Consider the following 24,439-nt stretch of genomic DNA (forward strand, 5'->3'; position numbering starts at 1 on the left):
TCAGTACATGAATCTCGGCGCAAGGAAGAACAGACCGAACGAGAGGCCGAAGTTCCACCTGTTGCCCGGCGAATCGCTATAGTTGGCATAGGCCGACAGCTGGGCGAACGGCAGAGAATAAGCGGCCTTTATCTCGCCTATAAATCGCGGATTGCGGAACCAATCGCCATACTCTACACCCACCACCGGCATACCGCCTACAGGTTGCAGCGACGGACGCACCTCGCGCCAAGGCATGAAGCAGTAGAGGCCGGCCCGCAACTGGAACATTCCGAACGGATTCCACACGGGTACAATACCGAGTGTGGTAAACTGACTGCTGCGGAAGCGGGTGTTGAAATATCCATAGGAGGATGGTGTGGGCCTGAACGAAGGGAGCATCACCTCGGTGGCGGCATATGTGTCGAACGCCTTCTGCGACGAGGCCACCGTAGTGGAAGTGACACCGAAATAGAAGCGCTTGGCCAACTGCCAGTAACGGTCGAACTCAAACTCGCCCTGCACCCACCAGCGGTCATTGCCGTCGACAGCGCGTGCACGGTCATTTTCAGGGAAGTAGGTGTCATTGCCGTACACTCCCAGCACTCCGGCGCGCAGGCGCATGCCGGCGGTAGGAGCCGATGGGTCGTTAAGAGTGTTGCGCTCGTATGCGGCACGCACTTGAGCAAGGCGGAGGGTGAGACGGTCGCGGTCGACAGGCGCTACTATCAGAGCGTCGTAGAAGCGGTGGCTCAGTCGTCCGATGCCTGCCGACAGCACGGCCTTGCCGCTTCGACCTACGGCAACACCGTAGTTGAGCCGCAGGAAAAGCTCGGCGGATGTGGCCAGAGTCGAGCCCTCGTCGTAGAATATCCGTCCGCTATCGTACTCCTTGGTCCGGGATATCACACCCTGCAGTTCGAGATACGACGGTATGGCACTGCGCATGGCCACGCGCGCCTTCGCCGTGCAAGCCATATAGCTCTGGCCTATCCATGCGTCGACACCGATATTGAGCGAGTTGAAGCTGAGCGTCGAATAACCCGACGATAGGAAAAGCATCGAGTTGCTCGTAGAGGTGATATAGCCGCCCATGCCTACATTGAACTTGTTTTTTACATCGGCGTTGAGGTCGAGCGTAAACATTGAGGTGGAGTCATTGTAGAGAGCCTTTGGCACGAGATTGCGTAGCTTGCCTCCCGAGATAATGCGATAGTATGCATCCTTGGCACGCGCCAGGCCGAATGTATCCGACTCATTGCCGGTGAAAGTGTAGCGTATAAACTCGTTCTGACCGGGCGAACCGCCCGACACACTTACAGAGTCGAAGCGCACATAAGGTGTGGCCGACTTGAACACCTCGCGGCGCAGCGAGCGCGCCTCCGAGGGGATGCGGGCAGTGACACGGGAAGTTATCGAATCCATCATCGACATGGCCTTGTCGTAGCCTATCTGATATATCTCTTTGGCAAGGGGGAAGTCGAGCAGTCCGAACTGCTGTACAGGCACGCGTATCTTTATCCCCTCCTCGGCCGGCAGGGAGTAGTCGTTGTTCTGGATTATCATGTCCTCAAGCTGCTGGAACATGTTGTTGCGGTCGGGCTTGGTGTCGGGAGCGCTTACATCGACGCCAATCATTATGTCGGGTGCAAAATCAGAGCGCATCACATCGACAGGAAAGTTGTCGTAGATGCCGCCGTCGTACATCAGCACACTGTCGATTTCGATAGGCTCGAACACCATCGGAAACGACATGGAGGCGCGTATGGCGTCGCCCAGCGAACCGGAACGCATCACTACCTTGTGCTTGTGGTAGACGTCTGAGGCAACGCAGCGGAAGGGCACGAAAAGCCGGTCGAAGTCGCCTCCGCACTGCGCGGAATACCGTGCGAAAAGGTCCATGAAAGCGAAGTTCATGGGTAGCGGATTGATAAGCGAGGTGGGGAGTATGCCTGAGGTACCGGTCGAATCGCGCAGACTCAGATTGAGCTTCACCATATGTGGAGTAGGCTCCTCCTTGGCATAATAATATATATAGGCGGGGTCGATGGTGCCTGTCGACCAGTAGGAGAACTCTTTTGAAAGAATCATGTCGAGCATCTCGTCGGTGGTATATCCCGCGGCATACAGACCTCCGACTATCGCGCCCATGGAGGTGCCTGCGATATAGTCGATTGGTATATCATTGTCCTCCAATGCCTTGATTACACCTATATGCGCTATCCCCTTGGCGCCTCCGCCGCTCAGCACAAGTCCCACCGACTGTGGCGCGGAGTGCGCCAAGGCATATTCCCCGGGAAGGCATGACACACACACAGCCAACAGCGTGGCCGACAGGCGCAGCGCTGTGCCATACAAGGCTTTACGAAGCCGGCCCGCGGCCTTACACCGTGCCATCGGAGATGAATGAATCCTTGAATCCGATAAAATAGAGCACACCGTCAAGGCCGATTGTAGATAGGCTCTGCCCGGCGGTAGCCTTCACCTTGGGCTTTGCGTGATAGGCTATGCCCAGACCGGCAGTGGTGAGCATCGGCAGGTCGTTGGCGCCGTCGCCCACAGCTATTGTCTGGGCGATATTGATATTTTCTACCTGAGCGAGCAGACGCAAGAGCTCGGCTTTGCGGGCGCCGTTGACAATCGGTCCGAGATGACGCCCGGTGAGTTTGCCGTCGATGATTTCAAGCTCGTTGGCATACATGTAGTCAAATCCGAACTTCTGCTTGAGATAGTTGCCGAAGTAGGTGAAACCTCCCGAAAGTATGGCAGTCTTGAATCCGGCGCGTTTCAACACCTGCATCATGCGGCCTACGCCCTCGGTAATAGGTAGGTTCTCGGCAATCTCGCGCATCACGCTCTCGTCGAGCCCTTTAAGCAGCGCGACACGTTCGCGGAAGCTCTCGTCAAAGTCGATTTCGCCACGCATGGCACGCTCTGTGATGGCTTTTACCTTGTCGCCCACTCCGGCACGTATGGCCAGCTCGTCGATTACCTCGGTCTCAATAAGGGTAGAGTCCATATCGAAGCACACGAGTCGGCGGCAACGTCGGTACATGGTGTCCTCCTGGAGGGATATATCGAAATTTTCGGTTGCCGACAGGCGCATGAACTCGCTCTGCATACGGCTGATGTCGCGTGGATTGCCTCGCACTGAAAACTCCACGCAGGCCTTTGCTCCGGCGGGTTTCGAGGCTTCGAGGGGCACACGTCCGGTAAGGCGCTGTATGCCGTCGATATTTAGCTGCTGCTCGGCAATAATCGATGTCACGGCGGCAATCTGGCGTGCCGTCAGCTGGCGTCCGAGTATGGTGACAATCCAGCGGTTCTTACCCTGCATCGTGACCCACTCCTCGTATTCCCCCACAGGGACCGGGGTGAAGCGTATCTGCACGTTAAGCTCCGACGCCTTGAAGAGGAGATCCTTCATTATATTGCCGGATAGCTCGCCCGACGTCTTGAAAAGGATACCGAGCGAAAGGGTGTGATGGATGTCGGCCTGACCGATATCGAGAATCGAGGCATCGTAGCGTGCGAGAATGTCGGTAAGAGCCGCGGTAACGCCCGGACGGTCATATCCGGATATGTTGACGAGGATAAGTTCGGTATTCATCTGGAGGGAAGGGGTATAGGGTAAATGTGTAGTTTTGTTGAGCAGGTCGGGGTCATTCAGGCCTGAGCGTGTCAGGCTTCGGAATGATAGCGCACAAGGCCCTCCATCGGAGTGCGGAGCACGATGGAGATAGTGGTGTCGAGGGCGGCGGCGGCCTCCTCAAGCACGTTGCGGTAATGGAAAGCGATTGAGCCAACGAATCCTACCGGCAGGTTGCGGTAATTGTCGTACTGGGCGACATTGCGCACGAAAAACGACTTGAACTCGTTGAGCACGAGACGGTGTATTGCCGGCTCCTCGATGTTTTTCAGCAGGAACGGCGTCACGCTTGCCAGGAATCGGTTGGGCATAGGCTCTTTGTAGACACGACGCAGTATTGCTGCGGAGTCGAGGTTGTACTCGTCGAGGAAACGGTCGCACAGTTCGCGCGGCAGCTGATGCTTGAGCACGTCGCCGATGAGATGGCGTCCGAGCACGGCTCCGCTCCCTTCGTCGCCGAGTATGTATCCCAGCGGGCTGATATGGTCCTTGATGAGAGTTCCGTTGTAGTATCCCGAGTTGGCCCCGGTGCCGAGTATGCAGGCAATGCCGCTTTCGCGTCCGAAAATGGCGCGGGCGGCTCCGAGCAGGTCGGAATGAGCCTCTACAGCGTCGACGGGTATGTTGGCGCGTATGGCACGGCGCACCGTGCGGCACACGTCGTCGTCGACACATCCGGCACCGTAGAAATATACTTCGGTGACATTGCGGGCAAGGTCGCCAAGCTGCAATATAAGCTCGTCGTCTATATATTGTGAAATTTCTTCCTCAGTAAGTATCAGCGTGTTAATCCCGGAAGTGAAAATCTGCTTCACAACCTTTCCGGCATCCACCAAAGCCCACTCGACCTTGGTGCCGCCGCTATCGGCAATCAGTTTCATTCTCTTAATATCTTTATCAGCCGCAAATTTAGCAATAATTTCTATTGATTGCTCCTTATGATATCCAGAATATACCCTACTTGTTGTATTTTACGGTTCTAAACATGCTATACGTCACAGTGCCTTCTCGATAATATATCGTATAATGATTTTTTTCGCTAAATTTGCAGCTAAACAAATCACACATTTCATGCAGTTTCTTAGAGCATGTTAAAGTTTAAGCACAAATATTCTTTAAATGTGCAGGTGAAACCAATCAAGAAGATATGAGTAATCGCCAGATTGAGACGACCGACCGGATTGAGGAGCTTCGTTATGAGCCGGTGAGTCCGAAATACAGAGCAGTGCAGAGAGCAAGCGCGACAATCACCTACGCCACTCTGGCTGCCCTTGCATTGTTTTTGCTCCTTACCGACAGTCCATGGTGGTGTGTCGCAGCCGAGGCTGTGATAGTTGTGTCGTTGATTGTCAATCTCGTAATACTCAGTAAAGCGTATCTGAGGAAAGGCTATGCACTCCGCGAACATGACATCACCTATCGCAGCGGGGTGATATTTCCGACTACCACCACTGTACCATTCTCCAGAATACAACAGGTGAGCATCCGCCAGAACCCCGTGTCTAAGTTTTTCGGTCTATACGCAATAGATGTCGTAAACGGGGCACAAGCTCTGTCAGCACTCGCCATACATGGCCTCACCAAGGAAAAAGCCGACGGAATCAAGAATGTCATAACCCAACGACTGAATAATGACTGACTTCTCTGTTCCACAAAGGATGAGCCTCGGTGCGTTTTTCATCTATTTTCTGAAATACTTCCGACTTGTGCTCAACGCGACCATCATATTTTCGGCATATGAAATCTTTAAATCAGAGGATGGCATCGTCGAAAATCTACAGAAAATAGCAATCTTATTCGGCGTCACTGTATGTGTGGCGCTGGCTTTGGCCTCACTTGCGTTTTTCAAGCTAAAATTTCATGTAGATGGTGGAAATCTCATCTACCGTCACAACATGATCGGTCGTGTCACCACCACCATCCCACTAACCCACATACACACACTGCGCACCCGACAAGGCATGTTCTACCGTATTCTCAGTCTGCGGGGAGTGCTTTTCGACACTCTTGCAGACAAGGGTGAGGAAATCGAGCTCATACTAAGCGAGGCCGACTGGCAAAGTCTGCTGAAACGGATTGAACTGCAAGAGCGGCCGCAGCCCGCTGTCGCAGATATGCCTCCTCCTCCGGTGAGGAGCCATACATCGTACAGAAAGTTCAGCAACACGGATCTGGTGCTTGACGCGCTCTGCCAGAACCACCTGAAAGGGATGGCTGTGCTTGGAGGATTCGTTGCCGTATTTTTCAACAACATGCTCAACCTGTATGAAAACCTCTTCGATATAATCGCTGACTATTTCGAATCGCATTTCGCACATTTAGCCATGTCGGTGGCCGGCATAGCCATGATTATGGCATCGGCCTATGTGGTGTCGCTCGTGCTGTGGCTTGGAAAAGTGCTATTGAGATATTACGACCTCTCGCTCACCTACGACAGCAAGACACTGACATTCAGCCACGGACTGTTTTCACGCATGAGCAGCCGCTTTGACTGCGACAAGATATGCACGGTGTGGGTAAAACGCAATTACCCGGAACGTCGCTTCGGACTCTGCACGCTTGCCATGAAACAGGCTATGAACTCAAGCGCACAGAAAGAGGAAGATAACCTGAAGATTTACGGCCATGACTGTTCCGACTTTTTCCTCGGCCGATGGCTTGGACAAGAGTACGGACAGGAACAGGAAATCACCGCCGCAAAATCCGGCAAAGGTGTAATCACCCATTCCCTGTTGCCCGACCTGCTTGTCTCGGCAGTGGCCACAGCGGCACTGTGCTATCTCGGGATGTACAGTTGGATTATCCTTCCGGTCATCTACATGTCAGCGGGCATACCCAAAGGCATACTGACGATGCGCCACAGCCACATCTCTCTCAGAGAATCATATGTAATAATCGGCAAAGGACGCTTCGCTGAAATAAAGAATTATGTGAAATACGATAATGTGGAGGTGGTGAGATTAACCCGTACACCCGTATCGAGGTTGACCGGGCGTGTTTCCCTGTCGCTCTCAACCTCAGGGTCCACTTTCACCATAAGGAGCCTCCGACATGAGGAAGCCATGCGCATCTACGAGCTACTTCTCTACAAATCAACGAGACGCACCACAACATCCACAGCAAGAGCTATTGACACTCAGGCCGATGACGAGGCAGTATCGGCCTGATGCTCCACGGGGATTAGCGGGCGAGGTTGAGGTTGAAGGTTATGCCGTAGTTGGAGTTGGTGGTCGGATAGGCTGAGGAAGATATCAGCGGAGTGTTGATCTGGTGGTCGATATAGGCCGATACGGTCATGCGGCGGCTCATTACATATGATGCCGAGAGGTTGAATCCGATGGTGCGCGTGCCGGATGTGGCCTGCGCGTAGTTGGTCTCTATGCGTCGAATGAGCGCCTGGGTCTGCTGGTAGGAGAAGTCGGCGTTGATGGTAAGGTCGTTGGATATACCTTGACCGGAACCGCGCATTTTAAGCACAGTATTGAAGCCCACTATTTTGTAGCCCACACCGGCTGTGATGTTACGTGTATTGGCCTCGACGAGCTGTCCGGCATCGGAGTTGAGGGTAAGTGTGCGTCCGTCGCGGTACTCGGCATTGAATTTCAGGTCGTTTTTGAGCGTTACGGCAAGGCCGATTAGCGGGGCGAACTTCTCGGTTATCGCCACAGTGGATATATTGTAGGGCGACGATGGGATGGGCGCTCCATCGGCGTTGGGGATGAAACCCATGTCGCCGGTGCCAACCTGCATCCAGTTGAGATACGAGCCGTAGGAACCCACCGTGTAGGTACACTGATAGGCATGGTTGAGGGTAACGGTCTTGAATATCTCGCTCAGACGCCCGATGCGTATCAGCCCGTCGTAGGTTACTCTCCAGTTGGGAAGTATGTCGGTAAGTTTCGGGAAAGGCGTGAGGTATACCTTCCGGGCGTCGACACCGGTGTATGCCGCGATGAATGCGGGTATGAGCACATCGGACGAGGCGCGGTTGGCCTGTCCTACCTTTGTCGAGAACGGGCGTCCGGCATTGGGATTGTCGGTCATGAATCCGCCGGAAGGATATGTGGTGCCGGCATAGCGTGCCTCGATGCGGCCCGCTATCACAGGTATGTTGTCAAGGAACTGATTGAAAGCGGCGCTGTTGTAGCCGTCCTCGGCACGCGACGTGCGCAGGGCCGTGCGCAGGGCGCAGTGGGTCTTGGTGTAGCTGCCGGTGCGTGTGGTTGGCATGTCGGCATACATGAACTGCACCTGGTTGGAATGGTTGTCGGTGCGGTTGTTGGTCAGCTTGATTTTCAGGCCGCGCACAGGCTCAAGGTCGATATCAAGGTTAAACTCATTGGTAGTCGACCATATAGACGGGGAGGTCTGGTTGTCGTCAATCATCAGCCAACCGCGCTCCTTGGCCTTGGTCACATAGTCCTCGCCCGAGAATCCGAACGCAAAGTCGAGACCCGGCGACATGGGGCCATAGCTGCGGCTCTGTCCGAACACATTGCCGATGTCGGGGCCGAACAGCGGCAGTGACATAGAGTGGCTCGTGCGGTAACGAATGTTAACCGAACGTGTCATCATGGCGAATCGTGTGGCATGCTCCCCTATCTCGCGCCATATTGTCTTGTCGTCCTTAAGCACCTCGACGATGGTAAACTTTATGTTCTGGTCGCCATGGGTAAGCACCTCGATGGTATTGACATCCTTGACGCGGGTCCTTACCACAAACGGCTTGCCGTCGGGTGTGGCGGCCGTAACCTTCACTTTGCGGTTGCGCAGATTGTGGCGTATCACAAGCGAAGTGTCGGCGTTGAGCTTGAACGTGCGCTCGAAGCGCTTCGCCTTCTTGGGCGGAGTGGCACGCTTTGACGAAGAGAATCGCTGGTTGACCTTCTTCAGATAGGAGAACTTGTTGTAAAGTCCTTCGAGATTGAGGCGACCGTCGAAGTTCCATGCCGCCTGATTGGCGATAGTGTTGCCCACCTTCTCGCCGTCGACGGTAGCGCCGCGGTCCCAGCGGTATGTGGCATTGTATGTTACCGAACCGTTGAGGAAGTCGACTACCGGGATGCGCGAGAACGGCGCCTTGTAGCTTGCGGTGAAAGTCTGGTTGTAGGCCCATGGGGTGCCCATGCGCAGTATCGACTGTATCACCGTATCGCGCCACTCCTTATACCTGTCGGGGAAGAGGCGCCTGTTGACCGCGCCCACCGGCTCCTCGATGCGGGCCGAGGTGTTGCTGGCGAAGTTGAATGTCAGCTGCTTGGTAAGATTCCATGTGAGATTGAGCTGACGGTCCCATAGGAAGTTCTTGCTTACCGACACCGGGAGCGTCATCATCTGGTCGACCTCGGAACGTGTCTGCTGCTCATAGTAGTAGCGCGACATTGTGGTAAGGAATGAAATGTTGGACGGCAGGTAGTTGACCTCCCACTCCTTGAAGAACTTGAGGTTGCGGTTTTTCGATTTAATCCATCCGAAAGGCTTGACACCCTTAAAATAAGGTGTCCAAGTATATTGCAGCGAGCCACGGTAATCGTTGGTATTCTCATACTCGGTGGTCGGGTCGGAATTATGGCGCTTGTTGAACGAGAAGTTGAAGACGAAGTTGCCCGGATCCCAAGGTTTTGACTTCTCCGAGCGACGATCAAACTGAAGTCCGGATATACTGAAACTCTTGATAGTTGACTTCTCGATGGCGTAATCGCGTATGGAGTCGCGCTCGGTCTTTGTAACGGCCTCGTCGAGCGCGTCCTTGAGGAGCACGTCCTGGTCAAGAGGATTGTACTTGGGCAGAGTGGTCTCGTTGCTTACCGAGTAATATACGGGAGCCTTCAGTTTGAGTTTCTCGGGGAAGAAACGTCCCATATCGGCCTGCACGGCGAAGTTAAACTGTCGGTAATCGTCCATCCGCCTTGCATTGAGCGGCTGGTCCACGCCGCCGAATCCGGCCGTCTCGATATGTGTGCCGAAATTCAGGGTGGCAATATCGCTCACACCGATATTCACATTGGCTTTTGCGGCCCATCCGCCCGATTCGTCGAAGTCGGTGACTTTAAGCTCATTGACCCACACGATGCCGTCGCGTGCGGTAGAAGCGTTGTTGCGCACACCGATAAGCATCACACGCACATCGCTCAGCGACGGGTTGCCCATCACGGCCATACGGTTGGCCTCGTTGTCGGGGTCGCGTCCGGTAAACAGAGTGGTATACCCTACTCCGCTCGACGGGTCGTGCTTGGCGCGGTTGCGCTCTTTCTTAAGGTTGACAAGCTCCTGGAGGGCGAAGTCGAAACGGTTGGAGAGGGGCCATACGGCGTAACGGTCCTCGACATTCTCCTGGTCGTATTTCCGGTGGGGAGTGAGCGTCAGGGGAATCTCGTACTCATAATAGTTGTTTTTGATATCGGAGCCGAGGCGCAGGAATATCGACAGCTCTCCGCTGCGCAGGTTGGTTACATTGTCGATAAGGCTTTCGGCATGCACCCACATCTGGAGCCTCTTATAGTTGCGGAGGTCGTGCTGGGTGTTGCGGTAAACGGCGCGCGCGTCGCCCGGCTGCAGACCGAGCACCTTGAGCGACATCGACTGCTCGTTGAGCTGGAGTATCTGCGACTGTCCGGGGTCGGTGGCACGTGTGACTCCCGGTGGGAGGACGTAGTTGACCGGCTCTCGTCCGGCGTTCTCCTCGATATTGACCACCGATATGTCGAGTTCGCCCTCGGCCGGAGAATCACCGCGGGTATTGAGCGAATAGCTGTAGGGTCGCCACTCGCCGCGCACCAGCTCGAGGGTGGCAAAGCGCAGATGGGTCACTGACTTGAATCCTGTCATGAACATACGCATGAAACGCACGGTCGAGAAGTCGTTGATTGAGCCCACCACACGCTCATAGTCGGAGAGAGGTATCTTGAACTGGTACCATTCGGCCATCTGTGTGCTACCGTCGCGGCATACCACCGGCGACACCTGCTTGTCGGTGATATAATTCTTGCCCACTACAAAATCCTCGGGACGGAGCGACACCTTATACTGGAAGTAGCGCTCATACTCGTTGAGGGTATTGTCCTGGTTGATATCCTCGACATCGGGCCCGGTGCGCGAACTCTGGTAGAGAGGTTCGGGCGCATCGGATGGAGAGAGCGAGTTGCCTTCGACTCCATTGTAGTGCTTGTAGCGCTCAAGCACCCCGAGGCGCTGCTCGTCGTAGTCGTAGCCGCGATAGAAGTGGTAGTTGTCGCCGGCAGGGTCGTTGAACGGCGAAAACTGGTCGGCATGCATGCGGTCGACAGCATCGGGAGCGAGCTTGCGGCGCAGGCCGTCGAGATAGTCGGAATATGACGAGAATGTAAACTCCTCGTCGTTTTTCAGGCCGTCGAGACCGACGTCCTGCACCAGACGCGAGCCGGCATTGTTGTCGAATGCGTAGGTAAGGGAGTTCTGTCGCGACACGCGTCCCCATACGGTTTCTTCGAGAAACTGGTTGTTGCCGTCGTAGGGTATGCCGTTTTCGTAGCTTTTGAGTCCGTCCTTGAGGATATCCTCGCTTACCTCGCCGAAGTTGAGGTAGAAATCGCCGCCTTCGGTGTTGGGATTGTCAGGGTCCAGGAACGGATTCATAAGCCAGAACTGCACATACTCGATATTGGCCTGCTCGAAGTTGGTGTTGTCGAGCTTGCGCATTATTCCGCCCCATCGTTTTTCCGGTTGCATGAGGTTGCCCTGGTCGTCGATGTTGACAGCATCGAGGTTGTAGGGGCCACGTTCGTTAGGGTAGAACGACAGGTTGAGGGTCTGTATGATATTTGACTCGCCGTAGGCAAGCTGTCGGTCGGGGAAAATCTCGGTGGATGTGACCTCGCGCACGTAGGGGTTGGAGAGCTGCTTGAGGTCAGAGGCTATGTAGCCCGGGCAGAGCGACGAATTGCGCTGTGTGAACATCCGGTCGATGTAGTACCACGCCAGGAGCGCGCGGTTTTTGCCGTAGTCGACATTGTTGCTCAATGCCGCCTCGGGGAATAGCGCGTCGGGCCCCTGCTGGTATGGCGTAGAGGCGAGAGTCCATGCATACGGCGAGCGGAGGTCGATGCCTGTCTGTGTCGACTCGAAATCGTCGACATACGACGAGCCACGGTTGGTGCCCGATTTCTGCTTGTGGGGCTGGAGGCGGGCGGCCTCGGCTTGAATGCTCAGCGTAGAAGGCTGTGTGGCGTTGACTGTCGGTATCTTGTTGAGCAGATTGGTAAGCCACATGAATCGGGTGTTGTAGGCGAGATTTATGCCGAACATGGTATTGTTGACAGTCTCGTCGCCGATATTGACCTTTTCTGTAAGGGCTTTCTCGGAGAAGTGCATGACGGTGGCTCCGAGATTGAAATCCTTGTTGAACTTATAGTTAAGGTCGAGTCCGAGCAGAGTCTTGCGCTGTGTGTTGAACATCGACTGGTTTTCAAGAGTCACCGATATGCTCTGTCCGGAGTCGATAATGCTCTGGTTGGTGATAGTCACCACACCCATTGCATAGTCGACGGTATAATCGGAATTTTCGGTGAGCCTAACGCCGCCGGCCATCACCACGACAGAACCGCGCGGCACATTCATGGCATTGAGACGAATCTGCGAGCCTCCCGATGACTGGTACTCACCGGAGATGATAAACTTGTTTTTGTGGGCGAGCTGCCGGGCTACAACCAGGGTGGAGTCGTATAGCTCGGGATATGTGTAGTTCTCGGCAATCACCGGATTGCCGATTGCCTTCTCAAGATGAGAGCCGAACGGCTCGGCCACGGGGAATATTACCTTTCCGGATGATGCAAGCACGGTGTATCCCTCGATAAAGTCGAAGAATCCGTCGGGGTTCCCCTCCTGATTGGAGTCGAGACGGTCGAGATTCATCACCTGAAGCAGAGGTTTGTCGATGAGGCCCGGCACGGGAAGATAATTAATCTGCGTGCCTGTAGTGTCGCTCAGATACTTGATATTAAGGCGGAAGTTGCTTTTCTCGACCTGATAGGCTCCGAGCGAGTATACGTTTTTCATCATCAGCTTCCACATCGGCACTTTGGGCGAGGTGGTGGTGTTTTTAAGCATCTTGACGTAAAGAGCGTCGGACGAGGTGGTGATGTCGGCCGAGAACTCACCAACCTGATACACCTGGCCGCGGTAGGTATACTCGTAGGCAACTCCGAGCACTTCGTCGGCGTTGAGCGCCGTCTTCAGCGATATGTAGCCGAGAGTGGAATTCAGCGTGTACTCCGACGACTGGAGCAGTCGGGCGCTCTCCACCTTCTCGAAGTCGCGTCCGCCCTCGATGCCGAAAGCCTGGAGCGGGTCGAGAGCCTGAGTGACGGTGTTGATGTTGCGTGCTCCGGGATACTCGGTCTTTATAATCTCGAGAAGGGCGTTGGAGGTGTTGGACGGATTGGGAATAGCCGGGTTGGGACGCCAGTAATCGTTGGCAAGCACCTGGCTCTCTCCAAGGTCCATGAACGACACGATGTTGCGCGACTGGTTGTAGTTGCCGCTTTTGTTGGTGACCCACACCTCGATACGCGTGATGCTCACGCCCGAGGCCACATATGGCAGCTTGGATGCGAATGTGTCGTAGTTGTCGCGGAAGAAATGGGCCAGAAAGAAGTGACGGTTCTGATCATACTGATCGACGTTGACCGAGAATTTGGTAGTCTGCACACCACCTTTTGTCGACACCGAGCGAGACTCACTGTTCTGCTGCGACACCAGCGCCGTGGCTGTAAGTTTGCCGAACTGCAGTGTCGACTTTATACCGAACAAAGCGGCGCTACCGCGTATCAGCGACGAGCCTGTTGTCATTGACACGTTGCCGGCCTCGATGCTTTTTACTATGTCGTCCTCCTTGCCTTCGTAGGCGAGGGTTATGTTTTTGGAGTCGAAGTCGAATGTCGCGTCGGTGTTGTAGCTCAGACCAAACTTCATGCGGTCGCCAACCGAGGCGTTGACGTTGGCCTGTATTTTCTGGTCGAAGTCGAAGTATGTGCGGCGGCGTGCGGTAAGCGACAGGGCCGGGTTGTCGGTCTTGTTGCTCTTGACGCCCATAGATATCTGTACGGAGCCTGTGGTCTTTAGCTTTACGCCTCCGGGGCCGAAAATCTTCTCAAGCGGTCCGAGAGCGAAGTTCATGTCGAGCACATTGAACGGCTCCTTTTCAGTCTCCCCCTTGAGCAGCTCGCTGTTGCGCTTGTTGAAATACTGCTGCATCGACTGCCTGAGCTGCAACTGATTGTACTGCGCGGGGGTAAGCATGAATGGTGTGGCGATATCAAACTCGCCAACCTTGGTATGGACGATGTAGCATCCCGACTCTATGTCGTATTCTACCTCGGTGCGTATGTTGGATGGCGTGGCGAGGTCGGCGGCCAGCTCGTCCTCGGCGAGCGCCCGGTAGTCAGGCGGTATGGTAGGAGTGAGCACCGGGAGTCCGGAACTGTCGGGAGCCGACGTGAATCCCTGTGCGGGGACATCGCGCGATGGGGGCGGCGGAGGCAATATGGCCGGGTCGCGGTACTGCGGAGCGGCGAGTGCCCGGGGGACGGCTATCCCCCAAAGCAGGATAGCCACGACTGCCGCAAGGAGCAGCATCGTGGTGTATCGGGTTGTAATGCAGCGTCGTATCATCGCCACCAACCGTACAGCCGGCTCATTCGTCCGCAAGAAATGTGTATATGACCTTGGCCTTAAAAGTCTCATTCATGAAAAAGATGCCCTTCATTGCAGGCATCCGTATGCCATATTAACGTACACACCACCCTATTTATTTTTATCCGGCATTAAGTAAGTCGTAAAAATTATTACGTATACTATATCTTTAAAAACTTTAGACGTGCTTATCAAAAGCAAAGTGTTGCCTGCATGCCAATGAAAAAAGGGGGATGAATGTAGTCAGGCATGAATTCAGCGCCAGCGTCGGTAGGCGTAGCCGAGCATGGAGAAGGCGGCACGGTCGAGCTCCTCGCGGAACTGGGGTGCCGCGATGGATATAAGAAGCCTGGCACGGTCAATCATATTTTTGCCGCGGAGGTTGACGGCACCGTATTCGGTGACAACCCAGTTGGTCTGGAAGCGGGTTGTCACCACTCCGGCACCAGAGGTGAGTACGGGCTTGATTTTGCTTTCTCCACGCGAGGTTGTCGACAGCATGGCTATGAACGACTGGCCCCCCACACTTCGCGATGAGCCATAGACGAAATCCTGCTGGCCGCCTACTCCGGAGTAGATGCGTGTGCCGATAGAGTCGGCACACACCTGCCCCGAGAGATCGATTTCGAGGCATGAGTTGATGGCAGCCATATTGTGGTTCTGGGCAATCACAAACGGGTCGTTGACCCAGGCGATGTCGCGGAATATCACCGCCGGATTATGGTCGAGGAAGTCGTAGAGGCGGCGTGTGCCGAGGGCAAGCGAGGCTACGGAACGTCCCGGCTCTATCTGTTTGCACGAGTTGTCGACCACGCCCGATTCGATGAGCGGCATCATGCCGTCGGTCATTGCCTCTGTGTGCAGTCCGAGATGCTTGTGTGATCCGAGAGAATGCAGCACAGCATTGGGGATGGTGCCTACGCCTACCTGAAGCACGGCACCGTCGGGAATCTGCTCGGCAATGTAGCGTCCGATACGCAGTTCATTCTCCGTAGGACGGTTGTCGGGTGTCTCGGCCAGAGGGTCGTTGACCTTCACCAAAGCATGTATCTTCGACATGTGTATCACGGAATCGCCATATGTGAAAGGCATCAGCGGATTTATCTGGGCAATGATTATCTTGGCACACTCAACGGCGGAGGGTGTGAGGTCGGCCGATACGCCAAACGACACATATCCGTCTTTGTCGGGGAGCGAACAGTTGATGAAGGCTACGTCAAGGTCGATTGTGCCGTCGCGGAACAACTGCGGCACCTGTCCGAAAAATCGCGGAGTAGTGGTGGCATATCCCTGGTTGACCCATCCGCGCACGGCGTTGGACACGAAGAACGAGTCGATAAGGAATGAATCCTTGAGGGCCGGGTCGCACAACGGCGACACGCGGCGCCCGAGGGCAAAAGCATTGAACAGGACTACATCGCGCAGTTCGCTCCCTCGCTTTGCAAGGGCCGCAATCAGAGCTTCCGGTATCGAGCAACTGCCCTGTACGAACACGTGGTCGCCGCTTTTTACCAATTTTACCGCCTCATCGGGGGTCATATATCTGCATTCCATATCTTCGTCACTTGAATTTAGCGGGGATGACAATGATTTGTTTTTTTACACATTTCCCCAAGTTTTGTGCAAAGATAAGCTATTTTTCCAAAATAAAAGAGTATATGCATATATTATACAACATAAACGAAGATTATATCAATTGTACCTGCCATTATCACAATAAGGTCATACCTGTCTCCGGCTGCGACAGGCATATATATGTGTATATTTTGAAAGAGCGTTTAGCAGTAATGGCATTTGAAATGTCCTATTGAAAACAAGAGGGTGTAATCGCCAGTCAACAGCCGGTCATCAATCATACCGGCCAACACTATCCACATTAACCTATCATATTTCCTAACCTATAAGATTATTATCATGAACCTGAAAAAACTTATGCTCGGAGCGGCTGTGGCCGCAGGAGTCTCCATGCAGGTCTACGGCGGAAGCCGGGTCATGCAGTCAACCGGAGAGAACCAGGCTATGCGGGAGACTGCCATGACAAACCCGCTGGTGTTCGGCCACAACAGGCTGACGCTTATCACTCCTACACTTTTTCGTCTGGAGAGCACTACCGACGGCCGTTTTATAGATGAACGCACGATGTTTGCCTACGACCGCACATCGCTGCTGGCCGACAGCCTGTACAGCGTGGAAAAAATCGAGGAGGAGGGTATCGGAAGCCAATATCCGGTATACCGTATCACAACTCCTGCGCTGAGAATCGAATATGTCGACGACGGGCATCCGTTTTCAACATCGAACCTGACGGCTTATTTCAACTACCGTGGCAAGGAGAAGAAGTTTACCATACGCCAGATACAGCGCGGCAATCTCGGAGGCCCGATAGAGACACTCGACCGCGTAAAGAGCGAGGTGCCTCTCGGCAACGGACTTCTGAGCACCGACGGATGGCATGTCATCGACGACAATCGTGCCGACTTCCTCGACAGCGACGGCTGGATCAGTCCGCGTCCATATATGCCGGGCCATCTTCACGACTTTTACTGTTTTGTCTACGGCACCGACTACAGGGCGGCCCTCAGAAGCCTCGGGGCCATATCGGGTCGCACACCCATGACCCGCAAGTGGGTACACGGCGTATGGTACAGCAAGTATCAGGATTACTCGACCGAGGAACTTCTCGAAGTAATCGACGGGTACCGCCGCCACGGTTATCCGCTCGACAATGCAGTGCTTGACATGGGATGGCACACCAATATCCTTGACAACGGCACGGGTCATAACGGCAAACGCCACTGGACGGGATATACCTGGAACCGCAATCTCATTCCCGACCCCAAAGCCCTTATAGACACCATCCACTCCATGGGGCTTACCCTTACTCTGAACGACCATCCGCACGACGGTCTGCGTCCCGGCGACGAACGCTATGCCGACTTCGCCCGCTCACTCGGGTATGACCCCGAAGGGAAGGAGATACCACAGTTTGACCCCGGTTCGCGCCGGTATATGGAGGCACTGTTCCGCTACGGCCACGGACCTACCGACAGCCTCGGGCTTGACCTTTGGTGGGTCGACTGGCAACAGAACTATATCTATCCCTACGTAGCGGGAACCAATACACGCACACTTCCGTGGCTCAACGAGATTTTTTACCGCCACAGCCTCAGAAACGGCAAGCGTGGCGCCACCTACAGCCGCTGGGGCGGATGGGGTGACCACCGCCATCCGCTCCACTTCTCGGGCGACGCATACACCAACTGGGACATGCTGGCGTTTGAGATAAAACTTACCATAGCGAGCGGCAACGCCGGATGCTTCTTCTGGGCACATGACATAGGAGGCCATAAGGAAACCGGTGGCGGCGAACTGCTGGCGCGCTGGGTACAGTTCGGGGCGATGTCGGCAGCGCTGAGAATCCACTCGTCGCGCACTCCCGAGTACGACCGCCGGCCCTGGCTATGCGGCGACTCACTGGCCGAGCGCTCGATGTATGCCGCCTACCGTCTCCGTTCGGAAATGATGCCGTACACCTATACAAGTGTGCGCCAGACACATGATGAGATGGTGCCGCTCACACGCCCGATGTATATCGACTACAGCGGGAGCAAAGAGGCTTTGCGCTATGGGAAACAGTATATGTACGGCGACCTGCTGCTCACTGCCCCGATTGATACGATAGGGACAGGCTCGGAGCGCATGGCAAGCCAGACGGTATGGTTTCCCGACGGTGACGAATGGTACGACTTCTTCACCCACGAAAAGCATGCCGGGGGCACTGTCGCCGAGATATCCAAACCACTGGAGTCATTTCCACTTTTCATAAAGGCGGGATGGATCATGCCGATGCAGCCGTTTACCATGCGTCCGGCCTCGGAGATACCCCATGCGCTCGTGCTGCGTGTATACCCGTCGTCAGATGATTGCTCCAATCTCTTCAGACTTTATGAAGATGACGGGACGAGCATGGAGTATGAGAAGGGCAGATATTCCAGAACCGGCCTGCGCTACGAGCGCTCGGGAGAGTGGCATTCGGTAAGCGTGCTTCCGGCAGAAGGCGAATATGACGGACAGCCGGAGAAACGGTCCTACCGTCTGGAACTCGGCACAGAAAAGCCTTGCGACGTCACTGTCGACGGCCGCAAGGCTCGTATAGGATTTGATGATGTAAAGAATATCTACACCGTCGACATCCCGGCCACACCGGTGCGTAAAAGCATCACTGTTCGATATCGATATGCTTGAGCACGAGCACGGTCTTGCCGTCTTTGTCGGTCATCACCACAGTGTCGTCCTTACCGGGACGGGCATGCTCCACGCTCTCGAGCGCCACGAGAAGAGCGGTCTCCGTAGCCATTGAAGCGGGGTCGCACATCATACGGGTAGTGGCAATGTCAAGGAACTGTATGCTGTTGGTCTTGTCGGGATCAATGAGCAGCGAGCCGTTCATGATGTTACAGCCCGTATGGCCGTGGACTTTCTGCTCGGCAATATCGATAACCATCTGCACATCGGCATTGTCATTGGATTTGTTGCCTATCTGAGTGGGAGTCCATGCTCCGTTGAGAAACTCCATGTTGTGGCGACGGAGTACCATTACCGTATTTTTGCCGGCGTCGAGCAGGTCGAGATACAGTTCATGGCCCTGGCGTCCGACAGAGAAAAAGCGGGCGTTGTCGAGCGCCTGATTGATGGCCGTCTCAAACGGCGCGTCGGCACACGCCATCATAGTCGAAATCACATTTGAGACACGCAGGCTCTGTCCCTGTCCGGTGGTGAAGTCGCCATTGACGGTATTGCAGCCGTTGTTGCCGTAGATACGTCCCTCTGATAGCGAGAAATTAATATAGGGGCGGTTTTCGCCTGTCACTTTCTTACCACCTACGGTCCATACGTTCCACTCGCCTTCAAGCTGCGAGGCATCTGACTGTTTCATAGTTGTCACTGTCTGTACAGGCTGCTCTTTGGGCATTGTTACAACTTTCTTGTTGCTACCACATGAAGAGAGAATCAGCGCTGTCGCTATTATTGCAAAAAATCTGCTATTCATATTTATTGTTAAATTTATTGTTCGTATTAAAGCGTGTGCAGACACACTTCTATTTATAAGACACTTCGGATGACTTAAAGTTTAAACGATATAGAAAGTCCGTCGTAGGCAAGCCTTACCGGAGGAGGCAAGGCAGCCTCGACCGAGGCATGAGGACCGAGGGCGTCGGCAATGTGGGTGAAATATACCGCACGCGGCTTCAGCCGGTCGACTACAGCGAGAGCCTCCCCGACAGACATATGGCTGTGATGCGGGACATGACGAAGGGCGTTTATCACAAGAGTATCGACGCCTTCGAGCAGTGAAAATGTTGACTCCGGTATGGTCTTGGCATCGGTGATGTAGGCGAGCGGCCCTATTCGGAAGCCTATGATTGGGAGACGGTCGTGCATTACCGGCAGAGGTGTCACCTGTATGTCGCCGACCATGAACGGCACTTTAGGGTCGACCTCATGGATTGAAAACACGGGTACTCCGGGATAGAGATTCTCCCGAAAGCAATAAGGGACACGATTGCGCAGGTCTTCGGCCACATCGGCCGTGCAGTACACAGGAAAATGCCCGTCAGGCAGTGAATGACAGTACGGGCGCATGTCGTCGATTCCCCCGACATGGTCGTAATGGCTGTGTGTCAGCAATACGGCTTCGAGGTGCGGTGCTCCCGCATCGATAATCTGGCGGCGGAAATCGGGCCCGCAATCTATCAGCAGATTTTTATCGCCCACCGACACAATGGCCGATGCGCGCAGACGTTTGTCGCGGGTGTCGGTCGACAGGCATGCCGGACATGTGCATCCAATGGCAGGCACTCCGGTAGAAGTGCCTGTGCCAAGAAATCGCAATGTTATATTTTCGGTCATAAATAACTGTCCTAACTTGTTTTATATTTCCCGACAGAATTATTCATCTTTCTCATCAGTCACCGACAAATATTACCTCGGGATGGAGCCGGATGCCGAATGTGCGGAGCACCTCATCCTGAATTTTACCACTGAGAGCCACTACGTCGGAGGCCACTGCATCGCCGGTATTGACGATTACAAGACACTGACGCGGATACACCATGGCTCCCCCTACCCTTGCACCCTTGAGTCCGGCATGCTCTATGAGCCATCCGGCGGGAATCTTTACCTCCCCGTCGGAGAGAGGATATGATGGGATGTCGGGCCACTCGGCGACAAGCCGGTGGAACTTATCCTGCGATACCACCGGATTCTTGAAGAACGAGCCGGCATTGCCCTGCCCCTTCACATCGGGGTCGGGGAGCTTGGAATGGCGTATCTCCATCACGCGGCGGCGCACATCCATAGAAGTGAGGCTGTCGAGGGCGGCAAGTTCGCGCAAGGGCCCGTAGGCGAGATTGAAAGCAGGCTCGGAGGTAAGCCTCACCGTGACCGCGATGACCACATAGCGGCCTTCGGCATGCGGCTCCTTGAAGAGACTCTGACGATAACCGTAGTGAAGCTCGGAGGGGAGGAGCACTACTTCACGCGCAAGCACTGTGTCGTAGGCAGTGACCGAGTGTATGCGGTCGGCAAGCTCTACCCCATAGGCTCCTATATTCTGCACGGCTGCAGCGCCTACCGAGCCCGGAATCATCGATAGATTCTCGATGCCGTTGTAACCGGCACGGCACGCATGCTCTACAAAATCGTCCCACCGCTCACCCGCTCCGGCGGTAGCCAGAACTTCAGGTCCATCGCCGCCGGCGAAGGTGATTCCACTGACGGCCGAATGCAGCACGATTCCGGGGTAATCACATGTAAACAGAAAGTTGCTGCCTCCGCCCATATGGAGCACCGGGAGGCCCTGCACTTCGGGCATGGCCAGAATGTCGGCAAGCTCCCTGACAGAAGAGTAGGACGCGTAGTAACGCGCGCGCGCGCGGATATGGAATGTAGTGACCGGAGCGAGGTCAAAATTGCTTTGCAGATTCATAACTTTATCATGTAGAGATAACTACTGTCGGAAAGATGATAGAATGCCGTCGAAAAATATGAGATACACGCCGTTTTCATATGTCCAGCGCTCGCCATATGCACTCGTGCCCTGATACCTGTCGATATGCGACGGAGAGCCAAGAGCGAGGCGGCATTCGTCGCGTGTCATGTCGACGGCCACTCGTCCATGGATAATTCGCTCCCAGTTGGCGTCGGTAATCATCGGATATCTGTCGCGCGGATTTGAGAAGTTGAACAGAGCGGCAAAATTGCGCGCCGAATGCGACTCGGCGCCTACCGACATGAACACCGACGCTGTATCGGGGCACTCTTTCCCCGCAGAGGTGCAGAAAGTCACCTTCACGGGATAGACCAGATTGCCCGGCTCGACAGCGATAACCTTGACGGGTATATATTTCAGTCCGGCCATAGCATTTCCGACAGAGTCGTACCAAAGCGATGTGCGCACATACAGGTCGCGTCCGACAAGGCGGCTGCGCACAGAGTCGACCATGCTCATCTCGATAGTGAACGGCACCGATATCGAGCGGCGGGTGTCAAGCTCGCTCTTGTCGGCATTGATACGGTAGACAGCCTCACCGCCCGACGACGAGGCGAATACGAGTTCGGTATCGTCGCCGCCGGTAAGCGATGTCACGGGGCGCGAGCTCAGATAGCGCAACACCGAGCCTTGGGCCGGGGCGTCATTGCCCGGCTCAAGGGCCAGTGATATTTTGGAATCGGTGACGTAGAACTGCTTGCCCGGCTGCCATTGAGCCAGAGGCTGCGGTGTCACGTCGGCAAGCCAGCGGTCCTCCTCGGTGACAACGACATTGCGGCGCGACACCTCCTTGTCGGTGATACGCGGAGTGCTCTCTATGCCTGTGAAGCATGATGTAGCCACCGCCGCAATGACAGCGGCCACAATGGCTCTGAGCGGAGAAAAGATACTCACTGTCATCGGGCAGCGGGGACTTTGCCGATGTTATTGAATATGAACGAGTATATGTCGGCATACTCGTCGATAACCTTGCTCACGGGCTTTCCGGCACCATGTCCGGCCTTGCTGTCGATACGAATCAGCTTAGGCGCCTTACCGGTGTCGGCGGCCTGCAGAGCTGCGGCATACTTGAACGAATGGGCAGGGACTACACGGTCATCGTGGTCGGCAGTAGTGACCATTATCGCAGGATAGGGGGTGCCGTTGTCGCTGATATTATGCAGAGGCGAGTAGCCGAGGAGATATGCGGCCATCTCGGGGGAGTCGGCCGATGTGCCATAGTCGGGGGCCCAGTTCCATCCGATAGTGAACAGATGATAGCGCATCATGTCCATCACGCCTACGCGCGGTATGGCAACCTTGAAAAGGTCGGGGCGCATGTTGACGGTGGCGCCTACAAGCAGTCCGCCGTTAGAGCCGCCCTCGATAGCGAGCATTCCGGGATTTGTCCAGCCACGGTCGATCATATACTCGGCTGCGGCAATGAAGTCGTTGAACACGTTGAGCTTGTTGAGCTTGGTGCCGGCGAGATGCCATTCCTCGCCATACTCGCCTCCGCCGCGGAGGTTGGCCTGGGCATATATGCCGCCGTTTTCAAGCCAGAGGATACGCTGGGCCGAGAACGAGGGGTTGAGCGATATGTTGAAGCCTCCGTAGCCGTAGAGATAAACGGGGTTGGAGCCATCGCGCTTCAGACCCTTCTTATAAGTAAGGAACATGGGTATCTCGGTGCCGTCGGCCGAGGGATAGAACACCTGCTCGGTGACATAATCATCGGGGTTGAAGCCCTTGATGTCGGAGCCGCGGTAGAGCGACGACTCGTTTTTATCCACATCGTAGCGGTAGAGAGCCGAGGGGTATGCAAAAGAGGTGAAGGCATAGAACACCTCGGGGTGCTTGCGGCTTGCCGAGAATCCGACAGAGCCGATAGAGGGGAGTTGAATCTCACGAATCCGACGGCCTTCGAGGGTGTAGACATAGGCATGGTTGCTCGCGTCGGTGTTGTATGTAAGAATCATGCGGTCGGGCCCGGTGAAATCGACTCCTGTCAGCACACCTTTCTGCTCGGGAATGAGCTCTTTCCACTGATCCATGGCAGGATTGTCGAGAGTGGCAGTCATAAGGCGGTAGCGCGGGGCCCCATAGTTGGTGTAAATGTAGATTGTGCCGTCAATAACGTCGAGCACGGCCACTTCGTAATCCTGTGTAGGGCTCATCACCTTCCACTGCGCATCCTTGTCGGCAAGACTGCGCACCATCAAGGTATTGCCGAGGCCCTGTCCGGAACCGGATACAAATATCACCGATTCATCGTCGGGCACCGATGCCGAGAAGAATTTCAGCGGCTGATCGGGCTCCTCGTATACGAGAATGTCGTCGGACTGGGGGGTGCCGAGACGATGGAAGTATATGCGGTGGTTTTCATTGGCGTTGCTGAACTCCTTGCCTTTTTCCGGGGCCGGATATGCGCTGTAGTAGAAACCGTCGCCCTGCCAGTCGGCACCGGTGAATTTCGCCCACTCGATATGGTCGGGGAGGAGTTGCTTTGTATCGGTGTCCATCACGTAAATCTCGGTCCAGTCGGAGCCACTGCGCGATATGGTATAGGCGGCGTGGCGTCCGTCGTGAGAAAAGAACACTCCGGTAAGAGCCACAGTGCCGTCGTCGCTCAGAGTGTTCGGGTCGAGGAACACTTCAGGGGCCTTGTCGAGCGAACGCGTACGGTATAGCACTGCCTGGTTGCGCAGTCCGTCGTTTTCATAAAAGTAATACCATCCGTTTTTCTTCCATGGGAGTCCATGCTTATGGTAATCGAACAATGCGGTAAGGCGCTTGTGAATGTCGTCGCGGAAGGGTATTTTGTCGAGATATGCGCGTGTGACGGCATTTTCGGCCTCGACCCACGCAGCGGTAGCGGCCGCTGTATCATTTTCAAGCGGACGGTATGGGTCGGGCACAGATACTCCGAAATATGTGTCGACAGTATTGTCGCTCGGAGCCACAGGATATTTCAACGACTGAGCATTTGAAGCCATTATGCAAAAAGCTGAAGTTAATGTTGCTAAAGAAAGTGATTTCATCGGTTCTTTATCTTTCTATTATAATAGCCGGTCCGGGAACACAATAATAATTGCATGCCCGGACCAGCCTAA

At 54.8% G+C, this 24,439-nt stretch carries 13 protein-coding genes; 3 read left to right on the forward strand and 10 right to left on the reverse strand.

What is annotated here, in order from left to right:
* The 3 genes from ADH68_RS01055 to ADH68_RS01065 all read right to left on the reverse strand — a co-directional run bounded on the left by ADH68_RS01055 (position 1) and on the right by ADH68_RS01065 (position 4,509).
* A complete protein-coding gene (locus tag ADH68_RS01055; protein WP_084273945.1) occupies positions 1-2,376 on the reverse strand; it encodes a patatin-like phospholipase family protein in 2,376 nt (791 codons plus the stop codon).
* Positions 2,363-3,589, reverse strand: coding sequence for a phosphoserine phosphatase SerB (gene serB / locus ADH68_RS01060; RefSeq protein WP_068960166.1), 1,227 nt, complete (start codon positions 3,587-3,589; stop codon positions 2,363-2,365). The genes ADH68_RS01055 and serB overlap by 14 nt, the downstream gene beginning before the upstream one ends.
* Before the next feature lie 71 nt (positions 3,590-3,660).
* Positions 3,661-4,509: an ATPase gene (locus ADH68_RS01065; protein WP_068960165.1), complete on the reverse strand. Its 849-nt coding sequence runs from the start codon at positions 4,507-4,509 to the stop codon at positions 3,661-3,663.
* A gap of 266 nt (positions 4,510-4,775) precedes the next feature.
* Here ADH68_RS01065 and ADH68_RS01070 point away from each other — a divergent pair, with 266 nt between their 5' ends.
* Together ADH68_RS01070 and ADH68_RS01075 are read left to right on the forward strand one after the other, a co-directional pair.
* A complete protein-coding gene (locus tag ADH68_RS01070; RefSeq protein WP_068960164.1) occupies positions 4,776-5,267 on the forward strand; it encodes a PH domain-containing protein in 492 nt (163 codons plus the stop codon).
* A complete protein-coding gene (locus ADH68_RS01075; protein ID WP_084273944.1) occupies positions 5,260-6,795 on the forward strand; it encodes a PH domain-containing protein in 1,536 nt (511 codons plus the stop codon). The genes ADH68_RS01070 and ADH68_RS01075 overlap by 8 nt, the downstream gene beginning before the upstream one ends.
* Positions 6,796-6,808: 13 nt before the next feature.
* On the opposite strand, the gene sov is transcribed toward ADH68_RS01075, so the two are convergent.
* Together sov and ADH68_RS01085 are read right to left on the reverse strand one after the other, a co-directional pair.
* Complete coding sequence (sov, locus tag ADH68_RS01080) at positions 6,809-14,275, reverse strand: T9SS outer membrane translocon Sov/SprA (protein WP_232321448.1); 7,467 nt, start codon at positions 14,273-14,275, stop codon at positions 6,809-6,811.
* Between the two features lie 276 nt (positions 14,276-14,551).
* Complete coding sequence (locus ADH68_RS01085; RefSeq protein ID WP_068960161.1) at positions 14,552-15,850, reverse strand: acetyl-CoA hydrolase/transferase family protein; 1,299 nt, start codon at positions 15,848-15,850, stop codon at positions 14,552-14,554.
* Between the two features lie 360 nt (positions 15,851-16,210).
* Between ADH68_RS01085 and ADH68_RS01095 the strand changes: the two genes are divergently transcribed.
* Positions 16,211-18,541, forward strand: coding sequence for a glycoside hydrolase family 31 protein (locus ADH68_RS01095; protein ID WP_088294755.1), 2,331 nt, complete (start codon positions 16,211-16,213; stop codon positions 18,539-18,541).
* On the opposite strand, the gene ADH68_RS01100 is transcribed toward ADH68_RS01095, so the two are convergent.
* From ADH68_RS01100 to ADH68_RS01120, 5 genes are all read right to left on the reverse strand, one after another.
* Complete coding sequence (locus tag ADH68_RS01100) at positions 18,516-19,346, reverse strand: META domain-containing protein (RefSeq protein WP_084273943.1); 831 nt, start codon at positions 19,344-19,346, stop codon at positions 18,516-18,518. The genes ADH68_RS01095 and ADH68_RS01100 overlap by 26 nt on opposite strands.
* A gap of 74 nt (positions 19,347-19,420) precedes the next feature.
* Entirely contained in the window at positions 19,421-20,194 is a 774-nt protein-coding gene (locus tag ADH68_RS01105) for an MBL fold metallo-hydrolase (protein ID WP_068961999.1), read from the reverse strand.
* A 67-nt stretch (positions 20,195-20,261) separates the two neighbouring features.
* A complete protein-coding gene (gene murB, locus ADH68_RS01110; protein WP_068960158.1) occupies positions 20,262-21,284 on the reverse strand; it encodes a UDP-N-acetylmuramate dehydrogenase in 1,023 nt (340 codons plus the stop codon).
* 21 nt (positions 21,285-21,305) lie between these two features.
* Positions 21,306-22,247, reverse strand: coding sequence for a hypothetical protein (locus ADH68_RS01115; RefSeq protein WP_068960157.1), 942 nt, complete (start codon positions 22,245-22,247; stop codon positions 21,306-21,308).
* Positions 22,244-24,367: a prolyl oligopeptidase family serine peptidase gene (locus ADH68_RS01120; protein ID WP_068960156.1), complete on the reverse strand. Its 2,124-nt coding sequence runs from the start codon at positions 24,365-24,367 to the stop codon at positions 22,244-22,246. Before ADH68_RS01120 ends, ADH68_RS01115 begins: the two co-directional genes overlap by 4 nt.
* Between the last annotated feature and the right edge of the window lie 72 nt (positions 24,368-24,439).

The sequence above is a fragment of the Muribaculum intestinale genome (assembly GCF_002201515.1).
Lineage (GTDB): Bacteria > Bacteroidota > Bacteroidia > Bacteroidales > Muribaculaceae > Muribaculum > Muribaculum intestinale.